12 protein-coding genes are annotated in these 12,242 nt (G+C 62.9%); 5 read left to right on the forward strand and 7 right to left on the reverse strand.

What is annotated here, in order from left to right:
• Positions 1 to 55 precede the first annotated feature (55 nt).
• The gene (locus tag AB3X94_RS24915; protein WP_217709878.1) at positions 56 to 946 is read left to right on the forward strand and encodes a hypothetical protein; all 891 of its coding nucleotides are present in this window, start codon (positions 56 to 58) and stop codon (positions 944 to 946) included.
• Between the two features lie 34 nt (positions 947 to 980).
• Here AB3X94_RS24915 and cls read toward each other — a convergent pair whose 3' ends face one another.
• The 4 genes from cls to AB3X94_RS24935 form a co-directional block, all read right to left on the reverse strand.
• Positions 981 to 2,255 carry a cardiolipin synthase gene (cls, locus tag AB3X94_RS24920; RefSeq protein WP_368613024.1) on the reverse strand — a complete coding sequence of 425 codons (1,275 nt, stop codon included), beginning with the start codon at positions 2,253 to 2,255 and terminating at the stop codon, positions 981 to 983.
• A gap of 151 nt (positions 2,256 to 2,406) precedes the next feature.
• On the reverse strand, positions 2,407 to 2,913 hold the full coding sequence (locus AB3X94_RS24925) for a hypothetical protein (protein WP_368613025.1): 507 nt from the start codon (positions 2,911 to 2,913) through the stop codon (positions 2,407 to 2,409).
• 22 nt (positions 2,914 to 2,935) lie between these two features.
• Positions 2,936 to 3,787, reverse strand: coding sequence for an H-NS histone family protein (locus AB3X94_RS24930; protein ID WP_176106607.1), 852 nt, complete (start codon positions 3,785 to 3,787; stop codon positions 2,936 to 2,938).
• A gap of 208 nt (positions 3,788 to 3,995) precedes the next feature.
• Positions 3,996 to 4,334, reverse strand: a complete 339-nt coding sequence (locus AB3X94_RS24935; RefSeq protein WP_176106608.1) for a hypothetical protein — start codon at positions 4,332 to 4,334, stop codon at positions 3,996 to 3,998.
• A gap of 461 nt (positions 4,335 to 4,795) precedes the next feature.
• On the opposite strand from AB3X94_RS24935, the gene AB3X94_RS24940 reads away from it, so the two are divergent.
• Complete coding sequence (locus AB3X94_RS24940) at positions 4,796 to 4,993, forward strand: hypothetical protein (protein ID WP_176106609.1); 198 nt, start codon at positions 4,796 to 4,798, stop codon at positions 4,991 to 4,993.
• Positions 4,994 to 5,014: 21 nt separating this feature from the next.
• On the opposite strand, the gene AB3X94_RS24945 is transcribed toward AB3X94_RS24940, so the two are convergent.
• The 3 genes from AB3X94_RS24945 to AB3X94_RS24955 all read right to left on the reverse strand — a co-directional run bounded on the left by AB3X94_RS24945 (position 5,015) and on the right by AB3X94_RS24955 (position 7,331).
• Positions 5,015 to 6,088 carry a DUF6765 family protein gene (locus tag AB3X94_RS24945; protein WP_176106610.1) on the reverse strand — a complete coding sequence of 358 codons (1,074 nt, stop codon included), beginning with the start codon at positions 6,086 to 6,088 and terminating at the stop codon, positions 5,015 to 5,017.
• 276 nt (positions 6,089 to 6,364) lie between these two features.
• Positions 6,365 to 6,826, reverse strand: coding sequence for a DUF488 family protein (locus AB3X94_RS24950; protein ID WP_176106611.1), 462 nt, complete (start codon positions 6,824 to 6,826; stop codon positions 6,365 to 6,367).
• Positions 6,827 to 6,929: 103 nt separating this feature from the next.
• Complete coding sequence (locus AB3X94_RS24955; protein ID WP_013092241.1) at positions 6,930 to 7,331, reverse strand: FKBP-type peptidyl-prolyl cis-trans isomerase; 402 nt, start codon at positions 7,329 to 7,331, stop codon at positions 6,930 to 6,932.
• Between the two features lie 200 nt (positions 7,332 to 7,531).
• On the opposite strand from AB3X94_RS24955, the gene AB3X94_RS24960 reads away from it, so the two are divergent.
• The 3 genes from AB3X94_RS24960 to AB3X94_RS24970 all read left to right on the forward strand — a co-directional run.
• Positions 7,532 to 10,174 carry a ligase-associated DNA damage response DEXH box helicase gene (locus AB3X94_RS24960; protein WP_176106612.1) on the forward strand — a complete coding sequence of 881 codons (2,643 nt, stop codon included), beginning with the start codon at positions 7,532 to 7,534 and terminating at the stop codon, positions 10,172 to 10,174.
• Positions 10,171 to 10,833: a ligase-associated DNA damage response endonuclease PdeM gene (gene pdeM / locus AB3X94_RS24965; protein WP_368613026.1), complete on the forward strand. Its 663-nt coding sequence runs from the start codon at positions 10,171 to 10,173 to the stop codon at positions 10,831 to 10,833. Before AB3X94_RS24960 ends, pdeM begins: the two co-directional genes overlap by 4 nt.
• Before the next feature lie 261 nt (positions 10,834 to 11,094).
• The coding region (locus tag AB3X94_RS24970; protein ID WP_368613027.1) for a hypothetical protein at positions 11,095 to 12,242 on the forward strand (1,148 nt) is incomplete at its 3' end.

Consider the following 12,242-nt stretch of genomic DNA (forward strand, 5'->3'; position numbering starts at 1 on the left):
CACGTTTTCGTTTTCCTGCTCCGCGTGCGGTCGATGCTGCAACAGTCCACCGTCGATGACGCTGGCGGAGTTGTTTCGCCATCCCGACCGGTTTATCGGCTGCATTGCGATTGGACGCGTGGCGCGCAGGCGGCCCGGCGAACGGCTGCGCGTCGGCCGGCATGAAGCCGTGCTCGACGAAGCCGACTGCGCGGCGTTCGAAGTGCTCGCCGATACGCTGCTGTATCGCGCGGGCGATACCTTCAGCATCGTCGCGCAGGGCTTCGACTATCCGTCGCTCGCGCGCTGCCCTGCTCTCGCGGACGACGGACGCTGCGCGATTCATCTGCAAGGCAAGCCGCTGACCTGCGAAGTGGTGCCGCTCGACCCGCTAGTGCCGGACAGCCTGCAACATCTGGTGCTGGCCGAACGCGGCTCCAGCGCCATCTATGTCGGCAGCGCATGCATACAGGAAGGCAAACGCGACGATGCGGCGTTGCTGGTCGACGAAGGCCGCATTGCCGATCCGCACGCTAAAGATGCGCTCGCGCGGCGGCGTCGTGCGTTAGAACAGGAGCGCGCAATCTGGACGCAAGCCGTATTCGAAGCGTTGCGCTCCGACCTGTTCGATTCACCCGCCGCGCTGGCACGCATCCCCGCGGGCGGTTTTCTGACGATCTCGCTCGTGCCGGCACTGCTAAGCGTCGCGGCGGCATCGTCGCGCTGCCGCGAACTGTGCATCGACTACATCGACAGCCAGTTGGCGTTGATCGAACGCAGCATCGTGCAAGCGCTCACACGACGCCGGCTCGACGATCGTCCGGTCACGCAGCAACTGCGCGGCTTTGCCAATGCGTATCGACATGCGAAAGCGCGCCTCGTCGATGCGGCCGCCATCGAGCAACACAATGGCACGCAGGCTTTGCGCCCCGACATCGAAGCGTATCTGAGCGGCGCCGTTCACTGATCCGTCGGCGCGTCGACACTTTCTATTCAGTTATTCAAAGCTGCGTGTCCAGCAGCCGTACGAACTTTTCGACGACCTTCTCGGTAAACGAACGTCGCGTCCATGCTTCGAGTGTGATGCGCTTCGACTTCGCGATATCGTCGTTGAACGCGGCGGTCTGCTGTCTGGCGAAAGCGCGGTCGTAGATATTCAGGTTGGCTTCGTCGTTCAGCTTGAACGAGCGGTTATCGAAGTTCGTCGAGCCGACCGACACCAGGTACTCGTCGACCACCAGCAACTTGCAATGGAACATGGTCGGCTGGTACTCGTAGATCTCGACGCCCGCTTTCAATAGATCGCCCCAGCATGCCCGCGACGCTTCGCGCACCGTGTGCGTATCGATGCGTTTGCCCGGCGTGACGATCTGTACTTTGACGCCGCGTTTCGCGGCTTCGACGATCGCGTTGATGGTGAGCTTGTTGGGCACGAAGTACGCGCTCGCAAGCTGCAAACTGCGCGTCGCGGCAGTGATGGCCATCAGATACATCAGCTGCATGTCGTCGCTGCCGCCCGACGGCGAACTGCTGAACATATGCGCAAAACCCTCGCCCTCTCCTTTCGGCTCGGCGTCGATGTGCGGGAAATACCTGGGACCGTGCAAGACGTTGCCGGTCGCCTTGATCCAGTTATCCATGAAGACGGCCTGCATATGGGCGACCGCTGGACCGGTCAAGCGGAAATGCGTATCGCGCCAATGCTTTTCGTCCTGCGCGTGACCGGTCCACTCCGGTGCAATGCCGACCCCGCCCGTAAAACCGATCCGGCCGTCGATCACCAATAGTTTCCGGTGCGTACGATCGTTCATGCGACCGAGTCCGGTCCAATGCGGTTTGTGAAACTTGACCACTTCGGCGCCGGCCTCGCGCAGCAGTTGCAGATAGCGCCGATCCATTTTCGAACAACCGACCCAATCGAGCAGGACATGCACGGCGATGCCTTCACGCGCCTTATCGGCAAGCGCACGCGCAATCTGCTCGCCGATCTCGCCAGACCAGTAAATGAACGTTTCAAATGTGATGGTTTCGCGCGCCGACCGAATGCCTTCGAGCATCGACGGAAAGATCTGGTCGCCGTTGAGCAGCATCTCGAAGCGATTACCCGGCACCACGGGCGGACCGAGCAATAGACCCATCGAGCGGAGGAATTGCGGATCTTCGCTCTTATAGAGCCGCTCGATCTTATGTTCTATTTTCTTCTCGCCGCTCGACAGATTGGCGATCACGAGAACGATCACCAGCGTGACGAACGCGGTAATAGCAATGGTCAGCATGCATGGCCTCGATGGCAGGCGGCGGGACACGGCATGCGCATCCCTCGTCCGACGGGAAAGAGCCGGACTCGTGCCCGGCTCTCACGATCCTCAGGTCATGCACGGCGCGTGCCCGCATCGGGACCGCGCCTTGCTTTCCGGTTCCAACGCGTTATCTGACCAAAGCAAATGCCTCGCGTCTGGCTATTTCGCCCGCGCCGAATACGCCGATGACCGTATAGTCCGAAGCCACGCATTCGAACGTCGATGCCTGAAACGTAATGACGAAATGCCGCCGCGCCGGTGACTCGGCAGCAATCGCGATCGGATCAGTCGTCACGGCGGCAATCTCCGCGCACAACGACGAATTGACGATTTCATGCACCGCGTAGCCAGTGAGACCTTGCGCCGCGAGCGGATGAATGGCGAGAGCATCATCGCCCGGCGGCCCGAGACGATGAAACACGGCGTCGGCGAACAATACCGCGCAAAAAGGATCGTCGTCGGGATCGAATGGCCCGAACCGTTCAAAGTCCGACTCCGCGATCGGATAAGTGAGGATTACACGGCGATCGCTGGCAACGATGAATGGTTCGGCGGCATCGGCTGCCGGATGAGGAACGGAGTCCAGCAGGAAGACCTGATCTTCCTGCCGGGATGCATCGAACGTGCTAACCATCTACTTCACGGCTCCGCGGCTGTTACGCGCCTGCTTGCGTCTCGGGCGTTTGCGGAGCCGCCGCGACGGGGGCGGCCGTGCTCTTTGCAGCAGCCTTGCGGGCCGGTGCTTTTCTTGCCATCTTCACAGCGCTTTTGCGGCCAGCGGTTTTCTTCACCGCGGCTTTCCGGCTTGCCGGCGTTGCCTTTCCGGCTGCGGTCTTTTTCACGGCCGTCTTGCGCGTTGCTTTTTTCGCCACTGCTTTTTTCGCCGTGGTCTTCTTGCCTACCGCGCTTGCGGTCGCTTTCGCCTGGCCGCTCTTTGCCGCCGTTTTCACCGCTTTCGGAGCGGCAGCCGCGCTCGTGCCATCGATCAGGAATTTGCTGCGATCCTTAACGGAAGCAAGCCATGCCGGCGCCGGACCGCGTCCGCTCCACGTCGCGCCGGTTTTCGGATCCAGGTACTTCGGCGGCTGGGCGCCTTTCGGCTGACCTTTGCCGCGCTTAGCGGCGGGAGTAGCCGCGGCTTTGCTTGCGCTCGCAGCGTCGATCAGGAACACCGTGCGGTCCTTCGCGCCGGCGATCCAGCCAGGCGCGCGGCCGTGACCCGTCCAGGTCGCGCCGGTTTTATGGTCGCGGTACTTCGCCGGCGTTGCCGACCTGGCGGCTTTGCTCACGCCAGCAGGTCTTCCCCGGCCCGTACCCGTATTGCCATTCAGACCTCGCGCGGAGCGTCGTGCCTTTGCCTGTGCTTCGATATCGGCAGTCGTCAGACCGTGCTTGAGCATCAACTCGCGAATCTGATCGACCGCGGCCTGTGCTTTTCTGGCAATGAGAACGTCAGCTTGCGCCTGGAGCTTCTTAAGCTTTGCTTGGATTTGCTCTAACGAAGGCATTTGATTGCTCCTTATGTGGTAATCGTCGAACTATGCCATGAATGACGGAAGAAAGGCAGTCTATTGACCTATCCTGAGCTTCAATACATCGATACCAGCGCCGATGCAGCCTTCAAATAACAAAGCTTTCAGGTTTTCTAGCGGGTCATCGAAGATTTCTTCCTTTTCCTTCCCTCGTGATTCTTCTTTTTCGTTTCGGTTCCACCACTCAGATCGGTGTAAAAACGACGACCTGGCGATCGGCAATGTACCTCACACTCCGTATAAAGCGGTAGTGTTGACCGTCCGCCGTTATCCGGTTCAGGCCCACGCGGGTCAGTAGCAGCATTTCATCTGCCTGGGAAGCATCGACGACACCGGAATCCGTTAAATCCTCCAATGCACCGGATGGATTTCCGACATAAACGCTGCGCGCCTGCTTGCCGATCCGCATGACGACCACGCTTTTTCCCTCGTCGAGCGCCAATTCGAGAAAGCTCGCGAGCGTACGCAACGACTCCGGTGTGCAAGTCCTGGTCTGATAGATCGCTGCATTCGATGGCGTCATTTGTGTTTTCCCGTCATCGGCATCGACGGCAAAAGCGCGCCGTCATGCTTTCTGGCTTTAGTCGCTTCTACTATAGCCCGGCATTTGAATATTCAAAGGAGAGTAGCCCACTTTTTATTTGAAAACGGTCTTTTTTTGGCGAACCGCTATAGCGAACCGATTCAAGCGTGTGCGAAACATCAGTGACGATGCCTGCAAAGCCCCCGGCTCCGGTAACTTGCCGTTACCGATCTTGCAGCACCTGTTGCTCCTGCTCTGCGCAGGTCCATTTACACTTCGTATCCGTGCCCAGCGGCGGATGCCGAGCCAATAGAGAGTCCTTTGTCAGCCGCCAGCCTCGCGGCGGCTATTGAAAAAGACGCCGGGCCACCCTAACTTCGATCCACTCAAACACGATGGTACTTACAATGAAAGCTGACTTTATTCGGACCGCCCTCGGGGCACTGGCAGTCTCGTTGGTAATGGCAAGCACCGCGAACGCGGCCGGTTGCCTGAAAGGAGCGGTAGTGGGCGGCGTCGCCGGACACTATGCGGGACATCATGCGGTGGTCGGCGCGGTCGGCGGCTGTATCGTCGGACGGCATGTGGCCAAAAAGCACGCCGAAGAACAGCAGGCGGCGACTCAGGCCGCGCCACATCAGCAAGCCAAAATGCAGTAACTGGCGCCCCGCTCCATTCACTCAGGCAATGCGTAATCCGCGCGCGGGCAAGATCTCCTGGGTAGTCACGAAACGATGCTGTTTGACCGCGTCGTGAAAGAGGCGGTAGTCGCTCTTCTCGAAGGCGGTCGTCCACTCCGGTCTGTCCCCGGTGTCGTCATCGCACAACAAACCGGTGGCCTGGTACTTCCACGAACCGTGTCCTTTCGCGATATAGCCGGGCACGGGTTCTTTCAAACCCGGAATACGGCCGGCATTCACCCATTCGCAAACGGTTCTCAGACGCAGGTTGTCGTCGGGTTCGCGGTTCGTATCGAGCAGTCGGGTCAGTGCGTCTTTGACGTCGTCCGGGATGCCGGGCTGGTTTTCGAAATCTTCGCGTCCGGCCAGATAAGCTCGCACGACACGACAACTCATGTCCGCCGCCTGCACGAAATCCGGCAAATTGTGTCGTGAGATGAAGTGATTGCAGCCGTCGATGTAATGCCAGCGTGCCCACGGCTGGTCGGGATAATGCAACGCGGCGCCGTGGCCGACCGGCAACGCGATCGTCAGAACGTCCGTCTCGACGCGCTCGATCAGATGCGCAACCGCCAGTTCCAGGCTCGCGAGCCAGCCTTTGCGCGTGCAATCCTGCGCTTCGAGAAGATGCACGCGATTCCACGGACTTTCGATGCCCGCGAATCCCTGGTGCGCCCAGGTATCGACATACGTATGAAGCGTCACGCCGAGCCGGTGCAACGCGGTCTCCGAATCGCGCTGCCGGATCGCGCGCCGCACGACTTCGCGCGCGACTTCACTGTCGGGCCGGCAAACCGCCTTTTCCTCGAGACTGTCACCCACCCCAGCCGGCAGAAAATGGAACGGCGCCCACACGAGCCGATTCTGGTCGTTCTCGGTATTGGCGTAATCGAATAACTTGTGCGCGGTCGCGAATCGCTCGAATGTCTCGCCGCCTTTGAACCGCAGTATTCCGTTCGTCGTTGCGTCGTCGACGTATTGGCAGGCATGCGCGACGGTTTGCGCATCGCCGGCCGTCATGCCGCCGACGCGCGCGGCAATGTAGACCACGCCGTAATGGAAGTCGATGTTCATGGCAGGCGCTCCTGGCGCGCATAATCACGGCCGGTCTGTGGCCGGCGATAGGGCGAGACGAATACAGGGATCTGCGCGTGAGTAGATAGTAGACGAGCGAGCGGCACTCGCCTTGAAATAACATGCGTGTTGGGCGTGTTCTTCCACGTTTCGCGCCACGCTACTATTCGGGCTACTGAAGGAAAACGCCGGCCGCGCCAGCGAGATCCAACCCGCCGGCACAGCAAGCCGCCGGGCAACGAGGCGGAAAGCGTAACCCGGCCCGACCGGCGCCGGTCAGGTCAAATGCGTAACGGAAAGACGATTGTTCCAGTGCTGGTTCAGATACTCGAGCGCGAACATCCGGTGACAATGATGTGGTAAATGTTCACTGCAAAGCAGGCAGCCCGATTCAAATAGCGCGATATCCAGATTGCTTTCCACACGGCGGCGCGCGATGAGGTCGAGATATTCCTCGCGAAAGTTCTCCCAGCTCAGTTGCTTGCCCTGGTAGCGTTTGAGCAATTCCGGCTCGGGAGCCAACTCCGGAATTTCCACGTACGCCGCATTGCACAACTGCTCGAGAAAGAAAGGCAGATCCTGCTTTTTCGCAAAACCCGCCAGCTGCGACGTGTTGTTGAGGCGAATGTCGAGCACCGTACGCACTTGGGCCTCTTTCAACAAACCGAAGAACTTCTGGGCGCTCTTGCCGGTAAAACCAATGCTCGCCACCTGTACGGTACCTTTGTCACGTTTCATCGTGAATCCCCTTGGCGGGCCATTCGGCGCCCATAAAAAAGCCTCGCTGCGATTGGCGCAGCGAGGCTCGGTGGCAGTGCATCTTTAGCGCCGCTCGCGCGCTTTACTTGACGATGTCGACCAGTTCGACTTCGAAGGTCAGATCGGTATTCGGCGGAATCGGGCCGACGCCGCGATCGCCATATGCGGTCGCCGCCGGGCACGTGAGTCGCGCCTTGCCGCCGACTTTCATCTTCTGCACGCCTTGCGTCCAGCACGGAATCACGCGATTGAGCGGGAACGTGGCCGGGCCGCCATGCTTGGCCGAGCTATCGAATTCGGTGCCGTTGGGCAGCGTGCCGCGGTAGTTGACTTTTACCACGTCGGTCGCGGACGGCTGCGGGCCCGTGCCTTGCGTCAGATGTTCGACGATGACGCCGGACGGCAGCTTCTCCGTGGTCGGCGCGGCAGCCATCGCGGTTGAGGACAGCACGGCTGCGGCCAGCAAAGCAACGAGTGATTTCAAAGCAAATCTCCAATGGGGTAGTCCGTTTGATTGTAACGGATCGGGTGTCGGCCGAGGCTCCCAAATACTGCCGGATGCCGCGGGTCGTTGCGCGCCTGTCACGAACTTCGCTGAACCGCCGCGCGAGCCCGCGGTCCACATGAACATCCGGCGCGAGTCGCCGGCACGCGAATCCGCCGCACCCGTTGAGAGCGCTTCCGATGACCGAGCCGGCCCCTTCCGACAACCCCGCTGACAACCCGACCGCCGCGCCAGCGCCCGCCGACGAGCGCGTTCGCGCGCCAAGGCCGCGCCGGATTCCGCGCAGCCGTGCCCAACAGGCGCGGCTCGATGCGCGCGAATCCGCTTTCGAGCCGCTGCCGTTCCCCTCGTATTCACCCGACGACGCGCGCCGCCCGTTCGCGGACAAACTCGACGCATGGTTCGCCGCGCGCCGTTGGCAGCCGTTCGATTTTCAGCGCGAGGTTTGGCGCAACATCGCCGCTGGCGCGAGCGGCGTACTGCACGCAAGCACCGGGGCCGGCAAAACCTGGGCCGTGTGGTTCGGCGCGCTCGCCGCGTTCGCGAGTGCGGCGTCGACGCCGCGCAAGCACCCCGAACCGCTGACGGCGCTCTGGATTACACCAATGCGCGCGCTCGCGGCCGATACCGCGCGCGCGTTGCAAAGCTCCGCGGCCGAACTCGCGGTACCCTGGAGCGTCGGTCTGCGCACCGGCGATACGTCGGCCGCCGAACGCGAGCGCCAGAACCGACGCATGCCGTCCGCGCTCGTCACGACGCCCGAAAGTCTGACGCTGATCCTGACGCGCGCCGATGCGCGCGAAGTACTGTCTCAGGTGCGGCTCGTGATCGTCGATGAATGGCACGAACTGCTCGGCAACAAACGCGGCACACAGACGCAACTCGCGCTCGCGCGTCTCACGCATTGGCGGCCCGGCTTGCAGGTATGGGGGCTGTCGGCGACGCTGGGCAATCTGTCGTTCGCGACCGAGGTCCTGCTCGCGCCGGTCGCGACGCCGCGCGTCAGTGTGCACGGCGCGCTGCCGAAGGCACTGATCGTCGACACGATCATTCCCGACACGATCGAGCGCTTTCCGTGGGGCGGTCACATGGGTATGCGTCAGGTCGATGCGGTCGCGCGGGCGATCGACGAAGCGCGCACGTCGCTCGTATTCACGAACACGCGCTCGCAATGCGAGGTGTGGTATCAGGCGCTGCTCGACGCGCGCCCCGAATGGGCCGGCGTGATCGCGCTGCATCACGGCTCGCTCGATCAACACGTACGCGAGTGGGTCGAACACGGATTGAAGGACGGCTTGCTAAAGGCCGTGGTGTGTACGTCGAGTCTCGATCTCGGCGTCGATTTTCTGCCGGTGGAGCGCGTGTTCCAGATCGGCTCGCCAAAAGGCGTCGCGCGTTTGATGCAGCGCGCGGGCCGCTCGGGACACGCACCCGGTTTGCCGTCGCGGGTGACGATCGTGCCGACGCATGCGCTCGAATTGATAGAAGCGGCGGCCGCGCGTGAAGCCGTCGACAAACGGCAGATCGAAAGCCGCGATACGCCGCAAAAGCCGTTCGACGTGCTGGTGCAACATCTCGTCACCGTCGCGATCGGCGGTGGTTTCGACGCGCGCGAGTTGTACGATGAACTTCTGCATACCTATGCATATCGCGATCTGACGCAGCAGGAGTTCGACTGGGCTCTGGGTTTCGTCGAAGGCGGCGGCGCGACGCTGCGCGCGTATCCCGACTACCATCGCGTCGCGCGCGATAGCGACGGTCTGTACCGCGTGCCGCGCGACGATCTCGCGCGCCGGCATCGCAACAACATCGGCACGATCGTCGCGAACGGGACGTTGAACGTGGCGTATCTATCGGGCGGTCGCATTGGCGCAATCGAGGAATCGTTCATCTCACGGCTCAGACCCGGCGATGTATTCACGTTCGGCGGCCGCGCGCTGGAATTGATCCGCGTGCAGGATATGACGGCGTGGGTGCGGCGTGCGAGCTCATCGCGTGGCGCAATGCCGCAATGGGCCGGCAGCCGCATGCCGCTATCGTCCGAGCTCGCCGACGCGACACTGACGATGCTCGCGCGCGCCGCCGACGGCATCTACGACGAGCCGGAAATGCGCGCGGTACGGCCGCTGCTCGAATTGCAGCAGAAGTGGTCGGCGTTGCCCGAGCCGGGTGTGCTGGTCGTCGAGCTGCTGAAATCGCGCGAGGGTTACCACTTCTTCTGCTATCCGTTCGCCGGGCGCACCGCGCATATCGGGCTTGGCGCTTTGCTCGCGTGGCGGGTCGCGCGCGACGAGCCCGGCACGTTTTCCATTTCGATGAACGACTACGGTTTCGAATTGCTGTGCGCGCAGGCGTTCGATTGGGACACGCACTTGCGCAATGGCCTGCTTTCACCTGACGAACTCGATCACGACATTCTTGCAAGCCTCAATTCGTCCGAACTCTCTTTGCGACGTTTTCGTGAGATTGCGCGGGTGTCGGGCCTCGTGTTTCAGGCGCATCCTGGACAGCAGAAAAGCGCGCGGCAATTACAGGCCTCGAGCGGGCTTTTCTACGAGATCTTTCGTCAGCACGATCGCGGCAATCTGCTGCTGGGCCAGGCCGATACCGAAGTACTGCTGCAGGAACTCGACGTGCGGCGCATCCGTATCGCGCTCGAACGAATGAACGCGAGCCGCGTCGTGCTCACGCGGCCCAGCAAGCCGACGCCGTTCGCGTTTCCGTTGATCGTCGGACGCCTGCGCGAAAAAGTCAGCACCGAGAAGCTCGCCGATCGCGTCGAGCGAATGCTGGCCGAACTCGAAAAGGCGGCGCAACGATGACGGCGAACTCTCTTGCGATCGACGTCGGCGGACAGCCTCTCGTGCTATCGAGTTTGCGCGCGTGTTTCGATCCGGTGCTGCGCGCGCTTTTTATCGCCGATGCGCATTTCGGCAAGGATGCGGTGTTTCGCGCGCGTGGCATTCCGGTGCCGACGGGTTCGACCGCGGAGAATCTGCTGCGAATCGATCGTCTGATCACCGAGTTCGAGCCGGCGATGCTGGTGTTTCTCGGCGATCTGCTGCATGCGCGCGAGTCGCTGTCGACGCCCACACTCGATGCGTTGCATGTGTGGCGCGCGCGGCATGCGTCGATGCGCGTGGTGCTAGTCGAAGGCAATCACGATCGGCATGCCGGTGCGTTGCCGCCTTCGTTGGATGTCGAGTCTGTGCGCGAGCCGTGGCATTTCGGGGCGTGGGCGCTGTGTCATCACCCGCATGCGGTCGATCACGGGTATGTGCTCGCGGGGCATGTGCATCCGGTCTATCGGATCGCGACGGGGATCGATTCAGTGCGCGTGCCGTGCTTTCGCTTCGGGATCGATCGGGGGGTGCTGCCGGCGTTCGGGAGTTTTACTGGAGGCGCGCGTGAGACGGGGCGCGTTTTGGGGGAGCGGGTTTTTCTGGTCGTGCAGGAGAGGGTGATTGAGTTGAGCGGTTGAGCGGACGGCGGGGGCCGTCCGCTTTGTTGCCTGATTGCGTTTTTGTTTGCGGGTTGGCTTGCTGATTCGCTAGCCTGGTTTTTTGCTGGCTTCTTCGCTGCAAATTCCCCGCGGTGCTCGAGCGCGGTCGGTGTGGAGGCCGGGCGGCGCCGGCCTCCCTTCCTGGAGAGAGCCCCGCAGGGTTCGCGGGACCCTTGCCACTGCCTAATGGTTGCTGCCGCCGTGGCCGCCACTGCCGGAGCCACCGCCGCCGTAGCCGCCATGGCCTCCGTGCCCACCGTTACCGAAGCCTCCGTTGCCGAAGCCGCCACCGTTGCCGCCGTTGCCTTGGCCGCCGCCGTTGCTACCGTTACCGCCGTCGCCGCCATGGCCACCGTGACCTCCGTTGCCGGAACCACCGCTGCCTTGGCCACCACCGTTGCCGCCGTTTCCGCCCTGGCCGCCGCCGTTGCCACCGCCACCACCGTTGCCTCCATGGCCACCGTGTCCGGAACCGCCGCCGCCCTGGCCGCCGCCTTCGCCGCCCTGGCCGCCGCCTTCGCCGCCATGGCCACCGTGTCCGGAGCCTCCGTTGCCCTGGCCGCCACCGCCTTCACCGCCATGGCCACCGTTGCCCGAGCCGCCGTTACCCTGGCCGCCGCCTTCACCTCCATGGCCGCCGTGTCCAGAACCGCCGTTGCCCTGGCCACCGCCTTGACCGCCATGACCACCGTTGCCCGAGCCGCCGTTGCCTTGGCCACCACTGCCTTCACCACCATGGCCACCGTGTCCGGAACCGCCGCCGCCCTGGCCGCCACCGCCTTCACCACCATGGCCACCGTGTCCCGAACCGCCGTTGCCCTGGCCGCCACTGCCTTCACCGCCATGGCCACCGTGTCCGGAACCGCCGTTGCCTTGGCCGCCACCTTCACCGCCACGGCCACCGTTGGCAGAACCGCCCTTGCCTTCGCCACCGCTGCTACCGTGGCCGCTGTCACCATGACCGCTGCCGCCGTGGCCGCCGTCGCCGTGACCGCTTTCGCCGTGACCGCCCTCGCCATGGCCGCCGTCACCATGGCCGCCGTCACCGTGGCCGCTTTCGCCGTGACCGCCCTCGCCATGGCCACCCTCGCCATGGCCGCCGTCACCGTGAGCGCTTTCGCCATGACCGCCCTCGCCGTGGCCGCCGTCACCGTGACCATGACCGGCATCTCCATCACCACCGTGGCCGTGACCATGACCGCCATCGCCGTCACCCTCGCCACCGAGACCATGTCCATGACCACCGTCGCCATCACCATCACCGCCGTGGCCGTGACCATGACCGCCATCACCGTCACCCTCGCCACCGTGGCCGTGGCCATGACCGCCATCACCGTCACCTTCGCCGCCATGGCCATGACCATGACCGCCATCACCGTCACCCTCGC

It is taken from the genome of Paraburkholderia sp. BR10923, from assembly GCF_040948765.1.
GTDB lineage: Bacteria > Pseudomonadota > Gammaproteobacteria > Burkholderiales > Burkholderiaceae > Paraburkholderia > Paraburkholderia youngii.

Excerpts from the sequence above, each read along its gene's own strand:
- AB3X94_RS24915 (WP_217709878.1), top strand. The coding sequence starts at position 56 with ATGACGCTGGCGGAGTTGTTTCGCCATCCCGACCGGTTTATCGGCTGC.
- cls (WP_368613024.1), bottom strand. The coding sequence starts at position 2,255 with ATGCTGACCATTGCTATTACCGCGTTCGTCACGCTGGTGATCGTTCTC.
- AB3X94_RS24925 (WP_368613025.1), bottom strand. The coding sequence starts at position 2,913 with ATGGTTAGCACGTTCGATGCATCCCGGCAGGAAGATCAGGTCTTCCTG.
- AB3X94_RS24930 (WP_176106607.1), bottom strand. The coding sequence starts at position 3,787 with ATGCCTTCGTTAGAGCAAATCCAAGCAAAGCTTAAGAAGCTCCAGGCG.
- AB3X94_RS24935 (WP_176106608.1), bottom strand. The coding sequence starts at position 4,334 with ATGACGCCATCGAATGCAGCGATCTATCAGACCAGGACTTGCACACCG.
- AB3X94_RS24940 (WP_176106609.1), top strand. The coding sequence starts at position 4,796 with ATGGCAAGCACCGCGAACGCGGCCGGTTGCCTGAAAGGAGCGGTAGTG.
- AB3X94_RS24945 (WP_176106610.1), bottom strand. The coding sequence starts at position 6,088 with ATGAACATCGACTTCCATTACGGCGTGGTCTACATTGCCGCGCGCGTC.
- AB3X94_RS24950 (WP_176106611.1), bottom strand. The coding sequence starts at position 6,826 with ATGAAACGTGACAAAGGTACCGTACAGGTGGCGAGCATTGGTTTTACC.
- AB3X94_RS24960 (WP_176106612.1), top strand. The coding sequence starts at position 7,532 with ATGACCGAGCCGGCCCCTTCCGACAACCCCGCTGACAACCCGACCGCC.
- pdeM (WP_368613026.1), top strand. The coding sequence starts at position 10,171 with ATGACGGCGAACTCTCTTGCGATCGACGTCGGCGGACAGCCTCTCGTG.